The organism is Methylosarcina fibrata AML-C10 (assembly GCF_000372865.1).
GTDB lineage: Bacteria > Pseudomonadota > Gammaproteobacteria > Methylococcales > Methylomonadaceae > Methylosarcina > Methylosarcina fibrata.
In genome coordinates this window covers 1,389,120-1,412,442 of sequence record NZ_KB889965.1, presented here as the reverse complement: position 1 = coordinate 1,412,442, position 23,323 = coordinate 1,389,120, and the positions used below count along the sequence as shown (strand labels likewise).

14 protein-coding genes and 1 pseudogene are annotated in these 23,323 nt (G+C 55.6%); 9 read left to right on the top strand and 6 right to left on the bottom strand.

All coding sequences use genetic code 11. The annotated features are described in order from the left end of the window. Positions 1-54: 54 nt before the first annotated feature. The 5 genes from A3OW_RS0106735 (at position 55) to A3OW_RS24275 (ending at position 10,503) form a co-directional block, all read left to right on the top strand. On the top strand, positions 55-5,235 hold the full coding sequence (locus tag A3OW_RS0106735; protein WP_020562664.1) for a RecQ family ATP-dependent DNA helicase: 5,181 nt from the start codon (positions 55-57) through the stop codon (positions 5,233-5,235). A gap of 326 nt (positions 5,236-5,561) precedes the next feature. Further along, complete coding sequence (locus tag A3OW_RS0106725) at positions 5,562-5,894, top strand: hypothetical protein (RefSeq protein WP_020562662.1); 333 nt, start codon at positions 5,562-5,564, stop codon at positions 5,892-5,894. Then, positions 5,891-6,490: a cytochrome c gene (locus A3OW_RS0106720; protein ID WP_020562661.1), complete on the top strand. Its 600-nt coding sequence runs from the start codon at positions 5,891-5,893 to the stop codon at positions 6,488-6,490. The genes A3OW_RS0106725 and A3OW_RS0106720 overlap by 4 nt, the downstream gene beginning before the upstream one ends. A 2-nt stretch (positions 6,491-6,492) precedes the next feature. Next, on the top strand, positions 6,493-7,989 hold the full coding sequence (locus A3OW_RS0106715) for a cbb3-type cytochrome c oxidase subunit I (protein ID WP_020562660.1): 1,497 nt from the start codon (positions 6,493-6,495) through the stop codon (positions 7,987-7,989). Between the two features lie 279 nt (positions 7,990-8,268). Further along, positions 8,269-10,503 (top strand): sulfatase-like hydrolase/transferase, encoded by a 2,235-nt coding sequence (locus tag A3OW_RS24275; protein ID WP_083918155.1) that lies wholly within the window; start codon positions 8,269-8,271, stop codon positions 10,501-10,503. Between the two features lie 102 nt (positions 10,504-10,605). Here the strand turns inward: A3OW_RS24275 and A3OW_RS24270 are convergent, their stop codons facing one another. Continuing rightward, complete coding sequence (locus A3OW_RS24270) at positions 10,606-11,193, bottom strand: OmpA family protein (RefSeq protein ID WP_157385811.1); 588 nt, start codon at positions 11,191-11,193, stop codon at positions 10,606-10,608. A 427-nt stretch (positions 11,194-11,620) separates the two neighbouring features. Here A3OW_RS24270 and A3OW_RS0106695 point away from each other — a divergent pair, with 427 nt between their 5' ends. Continuing rightward, positions 11,621-12,892, top strand: coding sequence for a hypothetical protein (locus tag A3OW_RS0106695; RefSeq protein WP_020562656.1), 1,272 nt, complete (start codon positions 11,621-11,623; stop codon positions 12,890-12,892). A gap of 357 nt (positions 12,893-13,249) precedes the next feature. Next, positions 13,250-13,651: a hypothetical protein gene (locus A3OW_RS0106690; RefSeq protein ID WP_020562655.1), complete on the top strand. Its 402-nt coding sequence runs from the start codon at positions 13,250-13,252 to the stop codon at positions 13,649-13,651. Between the two features lie 148 nt (positions 13,652-13,799). Here A3OW_RS0106690 and A3OW_RS0106685 read toward each other — a convergent pair. Both A3OW_RS0106685 and A3OW_RS27670 read right to left on the bottom strand, forming a co-directional pair. Next, a pseudogene (locus A3OW_RS0106685) lies at positions 13,800-14,018 on the bottom strand (transposase); the annotation flags it as partial. A gap of 387 nt (positions 14,019-14,405) precedes the next feature. After that, positions 14,406-14,585 carry a hypothetical protein gene (locus tag A3OW_RS27670; RefSeq protein ID WP_157385809.1) on the bottom strand — a complete coding sequence of 60 codons (180 nt, stop codon included), beginning with the start codon at positions 14,583-14,585 and terminating at the stop codon, positions 14,406-14,408. Between the two features lie 244 nt (positions 14,586-14,829). Here A3OW_RS27670 and A3OW_RS0106675 point away from each other — a divergent pair, with 244 nt between their 5' ends. After that, positions 14,830-16,572: an O-antigen translocase gene (locus A3OW_RS0106675; RefSeq protein WP_020562651.1), complete on the top strand. Its 1,743-nt coding sequence runs from the start codon at positions 14,830-14,832 to the stop codon at positions 16,570-16,572. 471 nt (positions 16,573-17,043) lie between these two features. Here the strand turns inward: A3OW_RS0106675 and A3OW_RS0106665 are convergent, their stop codons facing one another. Both A3OW_RS0106665 and A3OW_RS0106660 read right to left on the bottom strand, forming a co-directional pair. Continuing rightward, positions 17,044-19,728, bottom strand: a complete 2,685-nt coding sequence (locus tag A3OW_RS0106665; RefSeq protein WP_020562650.1) for a bifunctional acetate--CoA ligase family protein/GNAT family N-acetyltransferase — start codon at positions 19,726-19,728, stop codon at positions 17,044-17,046. A gap of 196 nt (positions 19,729-19,924) precedes the next feature. Then, on the bottom strand, positions 19,925-20,938 hold the full coding sequence (locus tag A3OW_RS0106660) for a 5'-nucleotidase (RefSeq protein ID WP_020562649.1): 1,014 nt from the start codon (positions 20,936-20,938) through the stop codon (positions 19,925-19,927). A 778-nt stretch (positions 20,939-21,716) separates the two neighbouring features. On the opposite strand from A3OW_RS0106660, the gene A3OW_RS0106650 reads away from it, so the two are divergent. After that, positions 21,717-22,391, top strand: coding sequence for a hypothetical protein (locus A3OW_RS0106650; RefSeq protein ID WP_157385808.1), 675 nt, complete (start codon positions 21,717-21,719; stop codon positions 22,389-22,391). Positions 22,392-22,727: 336 nt separating this feature from the next. Here A3OW_RS0106650 and A3OW_RS0106645 read toward each other — a convergent pair whose 3' ends face one another. Further along, entirely contained in the window at positions 22,728-23,228 is a 501-nt protein-coding gene (locus tag A3OW_RS0106645; protein ID WP_026223386.1) for a peroxiredoxin, read from the bottom strand. Between the last annotated feature and the right edge of the window lie 95 nt (positions 23,229-23,323).

The following is a 23,323-nucleotide window of genomic DNA, read 5'->3' as shown; positions in this document are numbered from 1 at the left end:
TACTGAGATAAAAAACGGCTCCAACATCTTGAAGGAAATCTCCTTGAATCCTTAATGTCGCAAAAGTCAGAAAAATCACACGCCCGATGCCTTTGTCTCGACATCGAAACGGCCCGGCAGGATCGCTTGCGGGTCCGGGAAATCGGCGCTTACCGGCCCGATACCGGCGTTCGGCTGCGGATACCCGGCAAAGCCGTCGATTTAAAGCAGCAGTTGGATCGAATCACCGAGGGAGCAACGTTCGTGCTCGGGCACAACGTCGTCGCCTTCGATCAGCCGGCCTTGTCGCTGCTGCATCCCGATCTGGCGCTGCACCGGCTGCCGCTGGTCGATACCCTGGAACTGTCGCCGGTGGCGTTTCCGCAAAACCCCTATCACCGCCTGGTCAAGGATTACAAGCTGTGCACGACGACGCGCAACGACCCGGTGCGCGATGCCGAGCTGGCGTACGAGCTGTTTCTCGATCAAGCCGATGCCTTACGGCAGCGGGCCGAAGAACATCCGGACGAGTTGCTCTGTCTGCATTTCCTGCTGACACCGGAAAACGGCAGGGGCATGGCCAGTTTCTTCGCGGCGTTGAGAGGGGCCTTGCGCCCGCCTCTGGAAGAAGCCCGAACGGCCTGGCGGCGGATCACCGAAGGCAAGGTCTGCCGCATCGCGCAACAACAGGTGGCCGAGCGCCATCTGGCCGATTGTAACTGGCACCGGCCGCTGGCCTACGTACTGACCTGGCTGCGCGTCGCCGGCGGCAATTCGGTGCTGCCGCCCTGGGTCGGCCGGTCCTTCCCGCAAACGCGCGAGCTGATCGCCATCCTTCGCGATGTACCTTGCCGCGATCCGGATTGCATCTGGTGTTCCGAGCAGCACGATCTGCTCAAGCTCCTGCCGCGCTATTTTCCGGGCATTGCCGAGTTTCGGCCTGTTCCTGCCCTTGCCGACGGCCGGCCGCTGCAACAGGCCGTCGTTGAACACGGCTTTAAAAGGGAACCCACGCTTGCCATTTTGCCGACCGGCGGCGGCAAGTCGCTGTGTTATCAACTGCCGGCGCTGGCCCGTTTTTATCGTAACGGCAGTCTGACGGTGATCGTGTCGCCGCTGCAGTCGTTGATGAAGGATCAGGTCGATAATCTCGAGGCGCGCGGGATCGCCTGCGCCGGTTATCTGAACAGTCTACTCAATCCGCTGGAACGGCGCCTCATGCTGGACAAGCTGAGACTCGGCGATCTGGGATTGATCTTTGTGGCGCCGGAGCAATTCCGGAGCAGCGCATTTGCCAATGCCCTGGCGCACCGGGAGGTCGCGGCCTGGATCTTCGACGAAGCGCACTGTCTGTCGAAATGGGGGCATGATTTCCGTCCGGACTATTTGTACGTTTCGCGCTTCATCAAAGCCCGGCAAAAAGATACACCTTCTCCGGTGTTCTGCTTTACCGCTACCGCCAAACCGGACGTCGTGCAGGACATTGTCGAGCATTTTCGCCGGCGCCTGAACATGACGCTGCATACCTTGAGCGGAGGTATTCGCCGCGAGAATCTGCTGTATGAGGTTTATGCGGTGCCGGCGCAAGCCAAATATCCGGAAGCGCTGCGGCTGTTGCAGGAGTCACTGCGGGAAGAGGGCGGCGCCATCGTGTTTTGCGCCCGACAGAAGACAGTCGAAGACATGGCCGAATTTTTGAAACAGGCCGGGCTGGATTGCGGTTATTTTCACGGCGGCATGCTGCCCGAAGAAAAACGCCGGGTACAGGAAGCCTTCATTAAAGGCGAATTGCGGGTGATTGCGGCCACCAATGCGTTCGGCATGGGCGTCGACAAGGCCGACGTGCGGCTGGTGATTCATCTGGATACGCCGGGCTCGCTGGAAAATTATCTGCAGGAAGCCGGCCGCGCCGGACGGGATCAGGCTCCGGCCCGCTGCGTCTTATTGTATGACGATGCCGATCTGGACGTTCAGTTTCGCCTGCTGCGCAACGCCAGGCTGACCCGGCACGACATCCATGCCATTTTGAGGGCGCTGCGAAGCATCGAGAAAAAAGACCGCGCCGAAGGTACCATGGTGGTCACCAGCGGCGAGATTTTGCTGGAAATTCCGGACCGGCACGGCATCGATCCGGACGCGCCCGATGCCGACACGAAAGTGCGCATCGCCGTGGCCTGGCTCGAAGAAGCCCGTCTCCTGGAACGCCGAGAGAATCATACGCGGGTATTTCCCGGCAGTTTGCAGGTCGCCAGCCTGGACGAAGCCCGAGCGCTACTGGAGAAAAAACTGGCGCCGAACGCCGATGCGGAACCTTATATGACGCTCCTGGCGCAGTTGTTTTACAGCGACGAGGACGAAGGCATCAGCACCGACGATTTGATGCTGGTGACGGGACGCGATTCGCATGAGGTGCAGCGAATGCTGCACGAACTCGACCGTCTGAAACTGATTGCCAACGATACCGAGATCGGCGTGACGCTGTACCGCGATCCGGATACGTTGGAACGGGCAGAAGACTTGCGCAAATTGGAAGACGCCTTGATCGCTGCTCTGCGCGAGGCCGCGCCCGATGCCGACCCGGAAGAATGGCAGATGCTCAACGTCCGGCGGCTTTGCGATACCTTGCGCCGGAATACCGGCGTCGACTTAAGGCCGGATCGGCTCTCCCGGTTGATGAAGTCGTTTGCCGAATCCTTCGGCAGCGGCTCCGGGCAACGCGGTTTTTTCGCCGTACGGCTGGCCGGGCAAGACCATCGCTACGTGAAGTTGTTGCGAAGTTGGCAGGACATCGAACTCATCCGTCATCGGCGCATGAAACTGGCTCAGGCGTTGATCGATCATTTTATCCGCCACCGCCAGGGCAACAACTTGCTGGTCGTTTGCAAACAGGGCGAGCTGGAAGCGGTCCTGCAGACGGATCCGGTCTTGCAGGATCTGGAGGTACGCGATTGGAATGCAGCGTTGTCGGCGGCTTTGCTTTATCTGGACGCCAACGAAGTGCTGCATCTGGCGCGCGGCAAGGCGGTGTTCCACACTGCGATGAGCATCCGGCTCAATGCCGAGGCTCGCCGCCGGCAATTCAAGAAATCCGACTACGCCGAATTGGCCCTGCATTACAAGGACAAGATCATTCAGGTGCACGTGATGGCCGAATATGCCCGTCTGGCGCTGGGCAAGATTCAGGCGGCGATGGCGTTTATCGTCGATTATTTCGGCATGGACCGCGGCGAGTTCGTGCGCCGCTATTTTGCCGGCCGCCAGGATATTCTGGAAATGGCGACGACCGAAGCGGCGCACCGGCGCATTTTGACCGATCTTAGCAATCCCGAGCAGCAGGCGATTGTCGCGGCGCCGCCGGAGGGAAGCCATCTGGTGCTGGCGGGACCCGGCTCCGGCAAGACCAGAGTGATCGTGCACCGGGTGGCTTGGCTGTTGCGCGAATGCCTGGTGCCGCCGGAAGAGATCCTGGTGCTCAGCTTTAACCGCTCGGCGGCCGTCGAAATCAAGAAGCGCCTGTGGGATCTGGTCGGCGCCGATGCCGCGGGCGTCGGGGTGCAGACTCTGCACGGTCTGGCGATGCGGCTGACCGGCACCAGTTACGCCGTGGCGGCGGAGCGCGGCGAGAGCATCGAGTTTTCTTCGGTGATCAAAACCGCGACGGCGCAATTGAAAAAGGCGGAAACGGACGGCGACACCGGGCCTTCCGCACAGCGCGACCGTTTATTGTCGGGATTGCGTTATCTCCTGGTCGATGAATACCAGGACATCAATGCCGAACATTACGAATTGATCGGCGCCTTCGCGGGACGGTCCCTGAACAGCGAAGAAGACAAATTGTCGCTGCTGGCGGTAGGCGACGACGATCAGAATATTTATGCTTTCGGCGGCGCCAACGTTCGTTTCATCAGGCAGTTCGCCAGTGATTATCAGGCCAGGACGCATTATCTGATTGAAAACTACCGCTCGACGGCGCACATCATTCATTGCGCCAATCGGGTCGTCGCGCCGCTCGGGGAGCGCATGAAATTCCGGCAAATTCTCCGGGTCGATCATGCGCGCCGCGGCGCGCCCGACGGCGGCGATTTCGCCGAACTGGACAGTTTGACCCAGGGCCGGGTACATGTTCTGGAAACGCCGGCGCAGGTAGCCGAGGAAGCCGAGGCGGCGCTGTCCGAGCTGATTCGCCTGAACCGGCTGAAACACTCGGGGCAGGCCGGTTTTTGGGGACAGTTTGCGGTGATCGCCCGGCATTGGCAAGCGCTGGAACCGATCGCGGCGTTGTGCCGTCAAAAAGCCATTCCCGTGCGATTGATAAGGGACGGTGAGCTGCTCGATCTGTACGCCACTCGCGAAGGGCATGGCCTGTTGTCGCGATTGCAAGGTACCCGGAAATCTCACGTCATGTTGAAGTGGGGAACATTGTCCCGCTGGTTCAGGCGCCGCTACCGGCAGACGGTCGACGAGCCGATCGAGCAGCCGTACCGGGCCCTGCTCGCCCGATTCATCCTCGGCTGCGAAGCGGCCGCACCGGGCTCGCCGCATGTCGTCGGCGAGGCGATCGAAGCGTTTTATGAATTCCGCGCCGGCGATCCGCCGGGCGCGAGCGGCAGCCGGCATGCGCCGCTGCTGTTGCTGACCGCGCACCGGGCCAAGGGCCTGGAGTTCGATCACGTCGCGATTCTGGACGCCGGCGGCTGGCCTGCGGCGAATGACCCGGAACGGCGTTTGTATTACGTGGCGATGACCCGTGCGCGTAAAACCCTGACCTTGTGCGCACGGCAAGGATGTCGCCATCCTTTCGTCAGGGACTGCGAGGATCTCTGTCTTAAATCGCGGCCGATACCGTCTGGCGAGGCTCATGCGCAGGACGAGCGCGTCTGGCTAGCCGATCCCGCGCAGGTCGTGCTCTCCTGGCCGGGCTATCATGCGCCTCAAAGCCCGGTTCATCGAGCCGTCGCGGAACTGGATTACGGCAGCCCATTGACGTTGCGCGGCAGAAGCGACGGCAAACCGGGTTGGGAGCTGGCCGACCTCACCGGGGTGACGGTCGCGCGGATGGCTCAGGCTTTTACGCCGCCGAAAGGGGAAATTGTCGACGTCCGGGTTGCGGCCATTTTAGCTCGGCAAAGAAAGCCTGGGGATCCGGAATCGTTAAGGTGCAGCCGCTGGGAAGTGGTGCTGCCGGAAATCCGTTATCTGAGTCCGCGCCCGGCCAGTACAAAAATGGATGAGGCGATTGATCTATTGAGTCATTGAAGTGGCCTGACGGCTTGAAACCATGCAGCTTGCGCTTGCCGAAAGAGGTTCGATTGCTCGGCGGGCTCACGGTTCGGCACGGGCGAAACCGTGCTGAAGTTGTCGTTTGATATGGCTTGGAAGACCGGCAGAGTTTCAAAAATCTGGTTGGTTAGTTATGGCTTAGTTATTCTGCTCGAGACGGCATTGGCAAATTTTATCTCAACATTTCAACGAATTGGTTTGCAGCTTTGTCAAAAGGTGAAACGGATCGGTGCCAACGGAAGAGATCAAAAGCAATTGTGCCGATTGCCGATGAAAGGGTATTATTGGGCCAGGAGGGGGATATGATTGAACCCATCGCCTTGTCGGATTTTTTTATCGGTTTCTTTAGCGGCGCGCTGATCATTTTGACGGCGGCGGTTTATGCGGCGTTGTTCGCATGGGAAAAACTGCGCGGGGGCATCCTGTTGCGTTTCGGCTCCTGGCTGGCTTACGGACTGCTGCTGGCGTGTGTGGCGGTGTTTGCGAAAGCGCTTCATCTGGACGGCCAGTGGCGGATTCTGGTCGTTTTGATGGTAGTCGGCTATTGGTGGATGCCGCGTTTGATATGGCGCTTGTGCACGGCAACACACGCGCATGAAGCGGAACACTCATCAACCAAGATGGAGGATTTATGACTGAACACATTCCCTTCTGGGCTTCGGAACCCTTCTGGAAAAAAACCGCGATCTGGGTCACGGCGGGTTCTTTCGTCATATTGATCATTCTGACTTTCGACTCGCTGGCGAAAATTGCTCCCGGCGGCGCCAGGGTTCCGGCGTACAGCGTCATCAACAAGGATATTACCTACCTTTTCGACAAACGGAAGCAGCGCTACCAGCCGGTTATCCGGGGCGAAGCGCCGCTGTTCGGCAAAACCTTGAGCGAAGCCGAAGCGGAGCAACTGGTGACGCTGGGTAAAAAAACCACCCAGGCGAAAAACTGCATGAATTGCCATACCTTGCTCGGCAACGGTGCTTACTATGCGCCGGACTTGACCAAGGCCTGGCTGGATCAGGCGTGGGGCGGAGCCGGCCATGAAGAGGCTATGGTGCAGTTCCTGCTGGATCCGGAAAAGTACGCGCGCACTTACGGCTCCAACCGGAAAATGCCGAATCTGGGAATCACTGAAGAAGAAGCCCGCGGCGTCGTGGCGTTTTTGAAGTGGATGTCGGCCATCGATACCAACGGTTTTCCGCACAACTTTAAAGCCATCGGCTCTGAGGAGGAATAATCATGACCGTACCAACTTATCGACAAAGAGCGGCGGCATTCTACGCCGGCCTGCGTTCCCGCTACGAAGATTTCATGGCCAATGCCCATCTCACCGGCGGGCAAAAACTGGCGGTGCATTATTTTACCGTGGCCATGATCCTGTTCATGGCGCAGTTGTTGTTCGGGCTGCTGGCCGGCTTACAGTTCGTCTGGCCGGGATTTCTTTATGAAATTCTCGATTTCAACGTCAACCGCATGGTTCACATCAATGCGATGGTGGTCTGGATGTTGTACGGCTTCATCGGCTCGGTGTACTGGTTTCTCGAGGACGAAAGCGGCGTGCCGGTGGTCGGCCTGAAATGGGGCCATCTGGCGTTCTGGGTATTGACCGGCGCCGTCGTGCTGGTGGTGCTGGTTTACCTCCTGGTGCAGGTCGGCAGCGGCAACGACGCCACGCTCTGGTTCATCAACGAAGGCCGCGAATACATCGAAGCGCCGCGCTGGGCCGACATCGGCATCGTCGCGGTGATGCTGGTGTTTTTCTACAATGTCGCGGCGACCTTCGCCCAGGGCAAATGGTCCGGCATCGCCGGCGTGCTGACGCTGGATCTGATCGCCCTGGCCGGTTTGTACATGGCCGGCATGTTTTACGCCACCAACATCAGCGTCGATCAGTATTGGTGGTGGTGGGTGATTCATCTCTGGGTGGAGGCGACCTGGGAAGTGCTGGTCGGCTGCATCATGGCCTGGAGCCTGATGCATCTGCTCGGCGTGCGCCGACGGGTGGTGCAGACCTGGCTCTACATCGAAGTCGCCCTGATGTTCGGTTCGGGCATATTGGGTCTGGGCCATCATTATTTCTGGATCGGCACGCCGGAATACTGGTTTTCGATCGGCGGTTTCTTCTCAGCGCTGGAGCCGATTCCGCTGGTGGCGATGGTGGTGCATTCGATTTACGATTCCGGCGTGCATAACTTCAAAAACAGCAATCATCCGGCGCTGGCCTGGGTCATCGCCCACGCCTTCGGCAACTTTTTCGGAGCCGGCGTCTGGGGCTTCATGCACACGCTGCCGCAGATCAATCTGTATACGCACGGCACCCAATGGTCCGCTTCGCACGGCCACCTGTCGTTTTTCGGCGCCTACGCGACGATCAACATCGCCTTTTTCTATCTTGCCGCGCAGCAGGCGCGCGGCAACGTCTGGATGGGCGGCGGCCTGCCGCACGGCTGGCGCTGGAAATGGGCTTTGACCCTGCTCAATCTGGGCGTGGTCGGCATGACCGTGGCGATGCTGATCGCCGGCTACGAGCAATCCTTCATCGAACGCGCCGTCGAAGGCTCGACCTGGCTGGGCTATTTCGCCGCGCAAAACCATCCCTGGTTCGTGCAGGCGATGGCATGGCGGGTCGTATTCGGAGTCATGACAATTGCCGGGGGAGGGCTGCTGTTCTGGGATCTGTTGACGATCGGAAAGAAAGAGACGCGGCCGGCCGCCGTTATTCACCAGCCGGCATAGCCGTGTTTTTCCAGCAAAGGAATATCGCCTGATGGGTAGAGCGTCAGCCGGGATGATTGGTTGATCGACTTCCGGCAAGTCTGCATCCGGACAAGTTGACTTGCGGCAACGGTCATTGACGAGTGAACGGTCCTGGCTGATTTTTAAGGCATTCCAACAACGGCTTTTACGGTCAATTTTTATTGACAATGGCCATTCACAAGCTTATTCTCCATCGCTGTTGATCTAAATAAATGATAATAATAATTTTTTCATTAACTCGGCAGGTTGGGGCAGGCTATGAAAGCACGTCGGTTTGTTTTGTGTGCCTTGAACAGTACAATCATTTTGGCTTTGTTCCTGTCCTCCGGATTTGTTTCCGCACAGCAAAACCGGCCGGGCAAGCCGCAGCCGCCGAACATCCTGTTTGTCATCATGGACGACGTGGGCATCGATCAGATGCAAATCTTCGGCTACGGCGGCACGCCGGCCGAAGGCATTCCGCAAACCCCCAACATCGATACGCTGGCGAAAGCGGGCGTCAAGTTCCGGAATACCTGGGCGATGCCGGAGTGTTCGCCGAGCCGCGCGCTCGTCTTTGAAGGCCGCCTCCCGTTCCGAACCAACATTTTTACCGCTCTGACGTCGCTGGACCTGGCCAATTCCCAGGTGTCCCTGTACGAGGTCACGACGCCGCGGGTGCTCGCCGGCGTGGGTTACGAAAACGCTTTGTTCGGCAAATTCCATCTGGCCGGGCCCGACAACAATCCGTTCGGCGAGCGCACGCCGCGGGCTCTGGGCTGGGATTATTTTTACGGGTTCCTGCTCGGCGCGCCGAACCCGATCGACACCACGGCGGGAGGCGTCGGCCCGGACGGCAGCTATTCCTGCGGTTTCGTGACCGGGTCGGCTGCCGGCGCCTGCTATTTTGCCGATAACTCATGCCAATCGATTGCCGCGACGACGGAAGCTCCCGCGCCCGGTTTTTCATGCCTTGAACAAGGGGGGATTTTCGTCCCGAGCGCAAGCTGCGAGGCCGAACCTCCGTTCGACAAGGCCAATTTCTGCGAACCGGGCGGGCCGGACGTGGATTTTTCGAGTTTTCAGACCTGTGCTCACTTGAACGGGTATTATGTCTCTCCGCTCGTCGTGATCGACGGCGACAAGAAGACGGAAGCGGTGACGTCCAGAAAATACCGGACTCAGGTCGAAACCGACGGCGCGATCGAATGGATTGCCAAGCGGCCTCATTCCGGGCCCTGGATGGCGACGGTCAGTTATTCTTCGGATCATTCGCCTTATCAACAGCCGCCGCCGAAGCTGCTGCCGTCCGGCACCGAAAACAACGCCGGCCTCCAGTGCGGGTCCACCTCTCCCGATCAGATGACGCTCAGCAACCAAATGATCGAAGCGCTGGACTCCGAGCTCGGGCGGTTGCTCGTCGAAACGGGCCTGGCCAGTCGGCTGCCCGACGGGAGCCTCGATTTCCATCCCGAGAACACCAACACAATGCTGGTGATTCTGGGCGATAACGGCTCTTTCGCGCCGGTCGTCAAAACACCCTTCAACCCGGCGCGCTCCAAAGGGTTTACCTATCAAACGGGAGCCTGGGTGCCTCTGATCATTGCCGGCCCCCTGGTCAAGTCGCCCAATAGAGAGGTTTCGGCGATGGTCAACATCGCCGATCTGTTCGAACTGTTCGGCGAAATCGCCGGAATCGACGTGCATAAGGCCGTACCCAAATCTCACAAGCTCGACTCCAAACCGCTGCTCAACTATCTGACCCGACCCAAAACCGGGAACGTTCGCAAGTTCAATTTCACTCAGACCGGCAACAACATCACGGCCGGATTCCAGTTGCCCGGACCTTGCGTGATTCCTCTGGCCTCGCCTACGGGACCCTTACAGAAATGCCTTCAGCAATTCTCGTCGGAGAAGTTGTGCAATGACGAAAACGGCGTCTGGTACGGCGATCAGTTCAGCACCTGCTGCGAAGTCAAAAACCGCACCGATTACGCGACCGATCCGGCTTTCAGCATTGTGCCGGATTTCTCGGCCGCGGTTCGCAACAATCGCTATAAACTCGTGGTATCCCAGATTCCGGACTGCTCCACCGCCAACGAAAGTCTTAATCCTCCGAAGGACGTGGCCGAGTATCAATTTTACGAAGTCGACGAGAACGCTCCCGATCCGAAGCTCGACAACGAGGACAAGGATTTGCTGAAACGCCCCGGCGGACTGACGCCTGTGGAGCGGAAAAACTATAACCGTCTGAATTCGCGTTTGCACAAGCTGCTGGCTTCCGAGCCTCATTTGGCCACGAACCTCAACTACGCGGGCTGTCCCGGCGACGGCAATCTGGATATGCTCGTCAACTCGACCGATCTCTACAACTGGGAAATCTATGCGCTTCTCGATGGGGCCGGCCTGAGCGAGTCGAGCTGGTACGATTTCAACTTTGACGGATTCACCGACGGCGCAGACCTTGAAATCATCGATCAGAATTTGGGAAAGAAGTGTCGTAAAAATCGTTGATCGAGGACTCTCCGGGGCTGAGTAAACCGTCGTATAAAATCGGCGAGAAAGATATTTTGAGCCGCCGGGCGAAAAGAGGCGTCTTTCGACAGCGGTCAATCCTTATTTTTCCACCGTGATCTCGACGCGTCGGTTCTGCTGTCGGCCATCCGGGCTGGCGTTCGGCGCGGCGGGCTTCATCTCTCCGAAGCCGACGGTTGTAATGATCGATTCGGGGATGTCCTTTTTCTTGACCAGCCAGTCTTTTACCGCTTCGGCGCGGCGTTTGGAAAGCTCGCGGTTTACTTTCCGGGAACCTTTGGAGTCGGTGTGACCTTCGATGCGCACCCGGCCTTCCGGGAACTGGGCAATCACCGTCCCGACCTTATCGAGCGTCTGCTCCGCCTCGGGCTTGATCTCGGCTTTACCGAAATCGAACAGCACGTCGCTTTCCAGCTTCATGGTCACGGCCTTTTCGGTTTCCTGTAACTGAAGTTCCTTGCGGGCCGCTTCCTCGAGCTGCAACTGCCGGCGTTGCAGATCCAACTGTTTTTTTTCCAGTTCGAGCTGTTTTCTCTCGAGCTCGATCTGTTTCTTTTCAGTGTCCGGCGGGGGCTGTTTTTCCTGCGCCGGCGCCGTAGTCAAACCGGTCCAGGCCAGCAATAGAAACAAGGATAAGCCGGTAGGACGAAAGGGAGATGAATTCATCATGCTCATGCCTCCATTTTCAGAAAAGATACAGGCTACGATCCGGCCGGGGCCATGCCGTAGCGCTAACCGACGACTTCGCTGCCGTTGAGGGTTTGCAGGAAGAAGGCTCCTTTTATTTATCCGACTCTTTTGCCGCCCAATAAATTCCGTCGGAACAGACGCTCATTGAAAGGGAAGCCGCTCCCCGGAGGCTCGCTTCATTCGAACGATGGCGTTCGGTTTTTCGGGCCTTCAGGTTAGGGTATACTGCACGGGCATGAATTCAGGCGGGTATTTTAACGGCTGTATTTATGCCGGAGCGGAAGTTGACACATCTTTGATATTGTCCGACTATTCGGCGTCGTTTAACAAATGGCGGAGGCCGAATGCCCAGGATTAGTCGCTCTTGCGGTTCCATTCTCATTCACGGTTACTGAAAAATTTCATAATGGCTGACAAAACTTTATTCGTTCATGCGGGAGGCTCAAAAACAGGTTCCAGCGCTTTACAGAATTTTTTTTATTTCAACGTATCCCGACTCGAACATCTCGGATTTGCTTATGAGAACCGGTATCCTGTCGAACATGAGCATGAGATCGCCAATGCCAATGGCCGGCTGTTGTACGATCTGATGTCGTCGTCGACTTTTGCGGACGATGACGTCGACAATCTGCTGCTAAGCTACTTCGGACGGTGCGACAACGCCATTTGTTCGAGCGAATTTTTGGCGGAACTGAACGCCGGCGGCTGGAAACGTCTCTATGAATCGTCGCTAAGAATCGGCGTGCAATTGAAGGTCATTTTCTACGTGCGCAATGTGATTCCCTTCTTTCAGTCCGCCTACGACCAAATCATTAAACGTCATGGAGCGCATCAATTATTCGATGACTGGGTGACCAAGGCATTCTGGCAACATGGACGATCTCTCTTGAGAATAGCGACCGAAATGCCCCGGTCGAACCTTCAGGTAGTCCATTATGACCAGGCACGCGCTCACTTGATCAGGGGATTTCTGGACATTCTCGGCGTCGATCCGTCCTTCAGGATTGATCCCAGAGACCAGAGCCGGCAAGTCAACCGCAGTTTGACCCAGGAAGAACGCAAGATTTTGATTGCCGTCAATAAAGCGCTGGGAGCGGCCTACTCGATGGAACTGTCCGACCTGTTGATCTATGCCAATCCTGATGCCAGAGGGGAACCGGCTTCGTACAGCCAGGCCACCGTCGACTTATTGCAGGAACGATTCAATCCCGAGGTCCATTGGGTAAATACTTATTTTTTCGAGGATCAACCCGTCGTGTCGGTGCTGCCGTATTCTTCCGGCAAGAATGAACCGATCGTTCGATTGAACGAGGAAGAGAAACAAAAAAACACGGTGGAAAAACAAGTTTTGAACTGGGCGATTGAAAAACTGAAAACTTTCAGAGACGAAACGGAATCCCTCATTGCCCATGCCATTCGCGTTGCCGCTCGGAGCGAGGCCAAAGATCACCCCGATCTTCCGGCCGATTTCGACGTGCTGTCTTATCTGTTAATCAACCGAGATGTGCTGCACGCCGGCGTCGATCCCATTCAACACTATCTCAATTACGGCAGGAATGAAAAAAGGGCTTACAACTACCATTTCGAGCCCATTCCCACTCCGGAAGATTGCGCGTCCGACTCGGCGCCCGATGTCAAAACCGGGACAATATCCGAATCCGGTGAATTCAAGCCATGATCCGGTATCATTGATCGATTGCCGAGCGGAGATGGAAGGTGGGCTTATCGCGAATGGAGGCAGATTCGTTCGCCTTTGCTGGCCCTTGAAAGCGGCAAAACTGATTTGTAGTCGTGAAATTGGCCGTAAAAATGAAAGACCCGCCGGGTTTTCTGTTCCGGCTCCGGCCTTGATTATCGGAAGCCGACGGTCTGGAGTTCTTCGACCATGTTCGGGAGAGGACGTGCCGGAAGACTGTGTGCGGAAACGTACGGACTGCCTGAGAGGAAGGGTTTATATAGGAGGTATAGAAACGATGTCGAATTCCAACAGTGCATCGTTTTATTCTTGAAACCCGTTTTTTAAAGGAGTTTTCCCATGCACAAATTAATTGCGGGATTTATTTTGATGATGGTTTTACCGATCGTTGGCAAGACCGAGGCACCTACCGAAGTTCAACCGCCGGAATCCGCGCCGATTCGTTTCGCCGGGGCGTTGCCGCCCAGCGCCGAGCCCGTGAAAACTTCACCGGGAGATACCGGTTCCGGCGAATCGCAGAGCGAAGCTTACCAACTCTGCCTGCGCGCCACCAAACTTTTCGATCAACAGGAAAAGGCTCAGGGCAATACCAAAACCGAGGTAACGTCTCTGTCCACGGCCTGCGAGGAGAAGCTGAAACCGGCAGCGTACTGGCAATGCATGGAAAAACAGGCCATGAATAAAATCGATTTTAATACCGCTCATTGGCGTTGCGGCAAGCAGACGAAGGTGGTGGAATAGCCCGTCTGTCTTACTCATAGCTATTGCTCATTAACGCGAAAGCAGAAAGACCATATCCTTCATGGGTCCCTTCTAGAGTATTTTCAAATTGAATTAATGGCAACTTCTGCCGGTAAGAGGCAGCGAAGGTTTACTTGAAGGAGAACTGTTCGATGGGATTGAAATCCGGACTGTAAGGCGGCAAGGGTTTGAGAACCGCTCCGACCGCTTCAATGGCCTCGCGAACCGCCGCCACCGGATGGGATGACAAGTTATCCCAGATCACGATGTCGCCCGGTGCGAGCGTCGGACAGAGGAACGCCTGCACCTACGGCTTGAACAGGGACCCGTCCATCGGTCCCCGGCTCACCATCGGGGCGGTCAATCCCCGCTGGCCTAAGACGGCCACGAACGTGCTCGTATGCCAATGCTTCTGTGAAGACGAACCGCGAACCCGCTGTCCGCAGTCGCCCCAGCCGGTGCGGCGCACCATGGCCGTATCGAGACCGGTCTCATCAACGAAGACCAGTCGGGCCGGATCCAGCATCGGCTGCGCGGCTTGCCAGGCATCGCGCTGAAGGCGCCTGCCCTCACACTCTTGCTCGGCCGCTGTCAGTGTTTTTTTAGACGTCGGGCCCAGACGCCGAAGACGATACCAGAGCGTCGAGAGGTGAACCTGGATCCCCAACTTCTGCCGCAACTCGACCGGCGTCGTATCGGACTTCTTTCTCAACAGGGTATGCCGCCTCTCGTCCTGTTCGGGGGATAGCTTGGGCTAGTCTCCGCCGCCGTGGGGTTTGGCTTCCAGCGTACCGCACTCCCGCCACCGCTGCGGCAACTTTTCAATAAAGAACGGGCCGACCGCGAAGCGTTTCGCCACCTGGGCTACAGTCTGTCCTTCCTCGCGGGCTTCGATCATCCGCTGGCGCAAATCCATCGAATGAGCTTGAGGCACGAGGTTCTCTCCTTCAAATAAATCTTCGATGCTTCTTACCGATAGAAGTTGCCATTAATTCAATCTGAAAATGCTCTAAATATCCATTCTCCTTTGGATATGACGCTTTATCCTTCTCTAAATTTTTTAGCCGACGCTTCGATTACAAATCACTTTAAGAGCGGTTTTTTGTCTGAGCTATAATTACAAGTTTTCGACTTGAAGTTTGTTCTTATGTTGAAGATATTTCTATTCAGGAATTGTAATGGCTGAAAAACACACCTACGGACAAATTTTAAAGTCCTCGGCGTTAATCGGCGGATCCTCGATAATCAATATCGCCATTGGCGTCGTTCGTACAAAAGCTATGGCAATATTGCTGGGGCCATCCGGTGTCGGATTGATGGGTTTGTATGGATCGATAACCGATTTTACGATAAGCATAGCTGGCATGGGTATTAACAACAGTGGTGTTCGTCAGATTGCCGAGGCGGTTGGATCGGACGATACAGAGAAGATTGCTCGAACTGCGACAGTGCTGCGACGAATATCGATCTTTCTGGGGTTGCTTGGTGCTGTTTTTCTGATCGGCTTTTCCAGGCCGGTGTCAACTTTGACCTTTGGTAACGATCAACACGTAACCGCTATTGCGTTGCTGTCAGTCGTCGTATTCTTCAATCTGTTATCCGCAGGTCAGGGAGCTCTGATTCAGGGTATGCGGCAAATATCTGATTTGGCCAAGATGGGCATATTGGGTACACTTCTGGGTACTCTGATCACTATCCCTTTGGTATATTTTCTTCGCGAAAAAGGTGTGGTTCCTTCACTCATGCTGATTGCCGCACTGTCTCTTCTGACATCTTGGTGGTATAGCCGGAAGATACCAATAGAAACCACTTCAATTTCGACTGCCCAGATGGGTCAGGAAGCGGCTGCTTTGTTGAAGCTTGGCTTTGCTTTCATGGTCAGTGGTTTGCTGATGACCGGGGCAGCCTATGTGGTGCGTCTTATCATCGTTCGCAAAGTCGGTTTCGACGCCGCTGGATTGTATCAATCTGCCTGGACGCTGGGCGGGTTATATATCGGGTTCATTCTGCAGGCCATGGGCGCGGATTTCTACCCGCGGTTAACAGCCATCGCAAAAGACAATGCCGAATGCAACCGGGTAGTCAATGAACAGGCATATGTCAGTTTGTTATTGGCCGGTCCCGGTGTGATAGCAACTCTAACATTTGCGTCGCTCGTCATAACACTTTTCTATACTCCTAAATTCGAAGGTGCGGTGGAAATTTTGCGCTGGTTATGTCTGGGCATGACGCTTCGCGTGATTTCCTGGCCAATGGGTTTCATCATTGTTGCTAAGGGTATGCAAAATCTACTGATTATTTCCGAGTTGGCCTGGACTTTGGTCTATCTGGGGCTTGCATGGTTATGCGTGAGTCATTTTAGTTTGAAGGGTGCAGGTATCGCGTTTTTTGGATCCTATGTGTTTCATGTGCTGATGATCTATTTAGTAGTTCGGCGACTTAGCGGTTTTCGGTGGTCCAACACGAATTTAAAAACAAGCTTCCTCTTTCTTACGCTGATTATAGTCGTCTTCTGCAGTTTCTATACACTGCCATCCATAGCAGCTATTGGGGTTGGTTCATTGGCTGTTCTGCTGAGCGGCGTTTACTCGATTCAAGTTCTGCTTAATCTGGTCTCCCTAGACCGGATTCCACGTTCTGTGCTGCGGGTGCTTATGTGGTTCCGTCTTGCATCTCCCGGCTCTTCTAATGAATGCAATGACTTAGAGTTAACGGTTAAGGCGACCAACGCCATGGAAAATAAACCATTAGAAAGTATAAATCGTTTGATCTATGCATTCATGATTTGTGCTGTGTTTTCCATATGGGCTTGCTGGTACGAATATGCTTATGGCTGGTCGATTGAATTGGAGTCTTTTGAATCGGAGCTCTTGTACCTAAAGACATTGGCTCAATATGTATTCCAAGGTCTTAAGCAATAAGTGTTTGCAGTAGCGATTGGAGCACGGATTTCCCTCTTTTCTTCATGTTGTATATGAATTCGAAAAAGCCCGGTTAAAGAGCGGTTTTTCTTGCGAAATTCCCCGATGCGGGCGTAACCGAGACCACAAATAAAGACCAAAAACCTCCATCGTATTGACATGAACTTCATGAAATCCGTCGTCATCTTCGCCGCGGGCATATCCGCCTTGTCCATAATTGACCGTTTTATATTCATAACCCCAGGAGGGCAGCGTGTTATAAATGGCGTATTCATCCGTGCAAACCAACTTTTCAGCCGTCGGGTTCCATAACTTGCCCGACTCTTTTTGAAAGCCTTAACAATCACCCGTCAACGCTCGATCCTCTTTTTCGGTCGTCGTCGGAGGTCGATCTAACCAGTCATAATAGGCGCTTCGAGAAACATTCACCAAGCAACACAAGTGTTTAACCGGAAATTTGGCAGCATGTTGTTAGAGATTCCTTAAATCCTTGACGACGTGAACGACTTCACTGTCGCCGGGGATGGTCTCGATGCTGAAGCCCAGTTTCCTGATCATCGACAACATCGGTTTGTTGACCGCCAGGACTTCGCCTTCGAAAAACAGCATGCCTTTGTCCTTGGCCGTCTGCATCAGGGTTTTCATCAGGCGCGTGCCGATGCCCTGGCACTGGCAGTCGTCGGCGACGACGACCGCGAATTCCACGGAACGGCCGTCCGGATTCATCAGATAACGGCCGACGCCGAGCTCGACAGGGAGTTGTTCGTCGGCGGTGACGGCGACGAAGGCCATTTCCCTGTCGTAATCGATTTGGGTAAAGCGCACCACCATTTCCGGAGTCAATTCCTGCAATGCCCGCATGAACCGGAAATATTTGCTGCGATCGGACAAGCGGTGTACGAAATCTTTTTCCATGACCGCATCTTCCGGCCGAATCGGACGGATGACAATGTTGGTGCCGTTGGGCAACTGATAATGCCGGGTGAGTTCATGGGGATAAGGATGAATCGCCATATGCGAATACGGCGTCAACTGGCTGGACAACTGCGCCCGGATGCGCGCGTCTACGGCGATGGCTCCGCGTTCGTCGACGATCAACGGATTGATGTCCAGTTCCAGTATTTCCGGCAGTTCGCTGACCAGCATCGAAACTTTCAAGAGCACATCGATCAGCGCTTGCCTGTTGGCGGGCGGTAATTGCCGGAAAGCACCGATGTACTTGGCCGCTCTGGTCTTGGCGATCATTTGTTCCACCATGTAAGCATTCAGCGGGGGCAGGGCGACGGCCCGATCCTGCAGAATTTCCACCATTGTGCCGCCCAGGCCGAAACTGATCGCCGGCCCGAACACCGGATCCCGGACCACGCCGATCATCAGTTCGCGGCCGCTGCGTGAGCGGAACATCGGTTCGACGGTAATGCCGATTTCCTTGACGTCCGGGTGTTTCTGCCGGACCGCGGCCTCCATTTCGATAAAGTTGCGCGAGATTTCCTGCACGCTGTCGATGTTGACCCTGACGCCGCCGATGTCGGACTTGTGGGTGAATTCGGCCATGTCGATTTTCAATACCACCGGAAAGCCCAGGGTTTCGCCGACGATCATGGCGTCTTTGGCACTGGCCGCCTTGATCGTCGGATTGACGGGGATACGGAAGGCCGCCAGGATGGCCTTGGCTTGCTGGGCGGTCAGAACCTGACGGCCTTCCGCCAACACCCGTTCGATGATCAGGCGCGCGCCGGCGATGTCCGGAGCCGCCGGTTGATCGGCAGGTAAAGGGATTTGTTTCAGCAGAATCTGATTGCGGGAATGGCTGGCCAGGAACGAAAAGGCGTCGACCGCCGTTTCCGGCGTATTGAAGTGAGCCACTTGACTGTTGGCAAACAGGTTTCTGCCCTGCTGAACCCGGGCGCCTCCGGTCCAGGCCGCCAGTACCGGCTTTTTGCCGGCCTTGGCGCCGGCGATAATGTATTCGGCCACTTGCGCAGGATCGGTCATCGCTTGAGGCGTCAGAATGACCAGAACCCCGTCGACGTTGGCATCCTTGAGGCAAACGTCGAGCGCTTCCCGGTAGCGCTCGGAAGTGGCGTCGCCGAGGATGTCGACCGGATTGGCGTGAGACCAGTGAGGCGGCAGGACAAGATTCAGCGCATCGATGCTTTCGGCCGACAGCACGGCCATTTTGACGCCGACGTCCTCGGCCCGGTCGGTGCTCATGACGCCGGGGCCGCCGGCATTGGTGATGATCGCCAGCCGGGCGTCGCGGACCTCGTAATTGTGAGACAGCACGCGCGCCGCGGAAAACAGCGACGAGATGCTGTACACCCGCACGACGCCGGCCCGTTCGATGGCGGCATCGAAAACATTGTCGCCTCCGACCAGTGCGCCGGTATGGGACATCACCGCCTTGCCGCCGGTTTCATGGCGGCCGGCTTTGATCAGGATTACCGGCTTTAATCGCGCCGCCGCCTTGAGTCCGCTCAAAAAGCGCCGGGCGTCGCGTATGCCTTCGACATACATCAGGATGCCGGTGGTTTGGCTGTCGGTCGCCAGATAGTCCAGCACTTCGCCGAAATCGATATCGGCCGCGCCGCCCATCGAGACCACCGTGGAAAAGCCGATATCCTGCGACTTGGCCCAATCGAGAATGGCCGTGCACACGGCTCCCGACTGCGAAAGCAGGGCCAGATTGCCGTCCTTGACGGAGCCGTCGGCGAAACTGGCGTTCAGTCGGCCGCCCGGGCAAATCACCCCGAGACAGTTCGGGCCGATGATCCGGATGCCGTAGCGATGGGCAATGTCGAGCAGCTCCTGTTGCAGCCGTTTGCCTTCGGCATCCCGTTCGACAAAGCCGGCGCTGATGATGATGACCGAAGTCACGTTTTTTTCGCCGCATTGCCGGACGATGCCGGGAACGGTGGCCGCCGGCGTGGCAATGACCGCCAGATCCAGATCTTCCGGAATGGCGTTCAGGTCGGGATAGGCTTTTAAACCCAGCAGCTGCTCGTGCTTAGGATTGACCGGATACAGACCGCCGGTGAATCCGGCTTCCTTCATGTTGAGCAGCAAACGGTAACCCACGCTGTCCTGGCGCTCCGAGGCGCCGACGATGGCCACCGATTTCGGCGTGAAAAAACGACTGAGGTAGTGAGGGCCCATGAGTATCTTGATTCGAAAATAAAATAGTATTGCTCAGCGGCTAGAACCGCGGTGCGGCAACAATCGTTGCAACGGCAAGAACGGGTCGTTCCGGCAGTCTACCATTCATTCTACCGGAACGTTCGGACGCTTGGCGAGCAGCCAGGCCTTCGGGATGCCGGCGGCAGGCTTCCTTCGGTTCTGCATTCTTGTTTGTTTAACCGGCGTTCGGCTTTACTTTGCCTGTTGTTTTTTCATCGGGGCTCTCCGCTTCGGCTAAAAAAACGGGAGCGTTGTGATCGATCGGCGATCGATTGGCCACCCCGAACGGGATGTGCACCATCGGCACGTCCAGGCTTTCATATCCCAGGTGGCTTTTCTGGTCGTCGAAAAACATATGCGGCTTCAGGATGGTCAGAATCCGGCCCTTTTTCATGCCGCCCAGAAAAAAAGTTTCGTTGGCGCTGACGCCCCAGCTTTCCAGCGTGGTCACCACCCGTTCGTGAGCCGGCGCATTCCGCGCGGTGATGATGGCGGTGCGCAGTATTCTTCGGTAATGACGGTCCTGTTCGACGGCTTTGTCCTCGAGTTTTTGTAAAATGGACAGCCGGGTGAACAGATTCGCCAGCGGGCCGGGATTGTGCGGAATATGGGAATTGGCGTGCTCATGCCGATGAAAGCCTTCCAGTTGATCGTTGCGGTAGACGGTTTCGGCTTCGTCGTCGGCAATGACGCCGTCAAAATCGAACGCGACCCTTAATTCCAGGTCTTCCAGGTCATCGACGACCGGCGAAGGCAGAACGGTGCCGGCGGGGAATCCGGCCGCGATGGCTTTTTGCACGTCGTTTTCATTGGCGGAAAGAAACAACGAAGCATTAAAAGCCGGAATATAGGCATAGGGCGATTTGCCTTCGGTGAAAGCGGCTCTCGATATGGCTAGGCCGTAATGATGGATCGAACGAAATACCCGCCGACCGGTTGCCGCCGAGTTTCTGGACAACAGCACCACTTCCACCGGCTGCTGCTCGGCGAAGCATTCATTGATTTTCAGAAAGCGGCGGATAAACGGAAACGCCACGCCTCGTTCCAGCACGGCGTCGAGTTGGTCTTCCTGATATTCTTTATAGGCTTTCGGCCCTTGCTCCCGAAAGATTTTGTCCGATTCCCCCAAATCGAACAGGGCGCTCGACGAGACGGCAATGACGAGCTTTTTTTCTATCGGATAAGCCATGAGTTCGGATGGGTCAGAGTGAAAATAAACCACGCTATTATGGACCGTGTCTTCGAATTTTTATACTTGAAAGGAAAATTTCGGGTTTCAGTCTGGGAAGGATTACTACAGGGGGAAACCGCCGAAGAAGTTTGCGCCTGCACGCGGCCGGGTTGACGGGATATTTTATGTCAACGCGCTGAGGTTCCGGCGTCGGTTTGCTTATGGGAATGATTTCAGTGGCCTTACGTCACGCAGCCCGGTTTCCAGACGCGAATCGGTCACGGCAAATTGAATTCGATGCGGCCTGGTTCAATTCCGTCATTCCGGAAAGCCAAAATAATTCACTTCGAGATGAACCTTTGACGTCGGCAATGGAATTAATCGTATTGGAAATGGGCGGAGTTTCGTTTCCAGAGAGAAAAGATTTTCGCTCGTCTTTTCTGATCTTCCGAAACGGATGAGTAAATCTTGTTACTCAAGCTTAACCGTGTCTTGGAGAAGTGCGCCGGGATGAATCCGAAACCGACGGAATAGGGCAGGCGCCTGAGTTAAGACGGAGTAAACGATAGTTTTTATAGGAATCGTGCGGACGAAAAAAGTGGCGCTACTCTGGCGTGTTAAGTTCGGCCTTTCTGCCTGGATGAACAGGGACTTGCCGTATTGACACAGGCGGCCGTATCCGTTGCGGTTTGAGAAAATTTATTTGTAAAAAATAAGGGACGAATACCGGAAATCAAGCCTGCTTCAAGTTCGCACATTGCCACGGGATTTTTTTAATTTCATCGAGGGTCACATTATGAAAGCAAGATCATTCAATCCCGATTACCGCTCTGCGGTTCGTGCTACCGTATCGGCATTGGCCCTATTTCTCTGTTTGGGTTCCTATGGATGGGCGGCTACGGTGCTGGATGAAGATTTCGAAGACGATGCTCTGGGTGCGCTCAATGCCGACTGGACTATTTCTTCGGCCGGACGCGGTAAAGTGAGCATCGTCAACACGACGGATCACGGTCACGTCCTGCAGCTTCAGGGGAGCAAGACTACCGGCGAGTTTCTGATTGCCATCCGTGCCGTTTCCTCGTCGTCGACCGATCTCACTACGCAGGTCGACATCAAGCCGAGCACTGCCTCTTCCTTTATCTGGACGATCAATGGCGCGGGTTCTTCCATCGGCAGACGGCGCATCCGTTTGCAGCAGGCTCCCGGAAGCACGGCGCTTGTAGCCAATACTGTACCGAGCGGCGATACCACCTGCGGATCGTTGCCTGCCAATGCCTGGTCGACCGTAACGCTGACGATCGATACCGTTTCAGGTACGTTCGACGTATCGATCAACGGTGCGCCGACGTCATGCACCAGTATAACCGCCGGCATTCAGCCGCCGTTTAATAGCGTGAACGTAATGGATGCCTCCAACCAGAACTGGGGCGGTACCGTTCTTTTCGACAATATGAGCGTTGAAACCCCATAACCGGAAGCAGCCGGAAATTCGGGGTTAGCGTTAAAAAACAAGTTTCGGGAAAGACTTGGATGCATCAGGATGCCGGAGACGGCGAGGAAGTGTTCCTCGCCGTTGCCGAAAGGATGGCTGCCGGGAATCATCCGTATCGGTATGTTTCATCCCGAAGTTTGCCTTATTAAACCGCCGGCCCTGGCGCTGTTGTCTATTTTCCGCCCATCCTGCCGGAACGGTCGGTACCGGCAGGGCTTCATGGGGCATTTTTCGGTTTGTGTCCCGCGTTCGAAGTCGCTGATCGTATGTGAACAGCCCATCCGACAGCGACCACCCGGATTTAAGCTCGGCCGTCTATTCGGAAGGCTCTTCTTCTGTTTCTTCTACCCGGCCCAGGTTTTTTACTTTTTCCAGCACTTCCTCGGCATGTCCTTCCGGGGATACCCCGTACATGGCTTCTTTGATCGTGCCTTCTTTATCGATGATGAAAGTGGATCTCAGGATGCCCATGCTTTTTACGCCGTTTTTTTCTTTTTCGCGCCAGACGTCGTAGTTTTCGCACATTTCGCCTTTGGTATCCGCCAGTAATTCGACTTTCAAGTCGTATTTCTTGATGAATTCCACGTGGCATTCGCAAGTATCCTTGCTGACGCCGACTACGGCCGTATCCAGTTCGGCGAATTCATCGGCCAGTCGGGTAAAGTCATTGGCTTCAATGGTGCAGCCGGGGGTGTCGTCCTTCGGGTAAAAATACAATACGATATTTTTTTCTCCCGCATAATCGGACAGGCTGACCAACTGGTTATCCTGGTTTCGCGATCGGAACATCGGGGCTGGTTGATTATTTTCTAACATGAAACACTCCTCATAAATATTATTATTGTCGGGATAACACCGTCGTTAAAACCGTGTCTAATGCATGATAATCAGCCGGTCTTCGAATGTCCAGT